The 232-nt window shown below is 40.1% G+C and carries 1 protein-coding gene; it reads right to left on the bottom strand.

Annotated elements, in window-relative coordinates; all coding sequences use genetic code 11:
- The coding region (locus tag ACPYOJ_RS37040; RefSeq protein ID WP_481420635.1) for a hypothetical protein at nucleotides 1-232 on the bottom strand (232 nt) is incomplete at both ends.

The raw sequence follows: 232 nt of genomic DNA, 5'->3' as shown, positions 1-232 counted from the left end.
GCATTGGGACGGGTTGTATGGTACATGTTTTTCAGTACTTCATCCAGGGTGAGGTTATACGTTTGCTCAAATTCGCCGGAAAGATCTTCAGGAAGTTTCTGCATAAAGAATCTACGTACCAATTGTTTTCCGATAGCACTTCCGCTACCTTCATCTCCCACAAGAAAACCTATTGACGGTAATTGAATTTTAATATTTTCACCGTCAAAATAGCATGAATTTGATCCGGTAC

It is taken from the genome of Rhizobium sp. SVR5-9E, from assembly GCF_056755095.1.
Note: the sequence above shows the minus strand (reverse complement) of the source record. Positions and strands in the feature narration are given on the sequence as shown.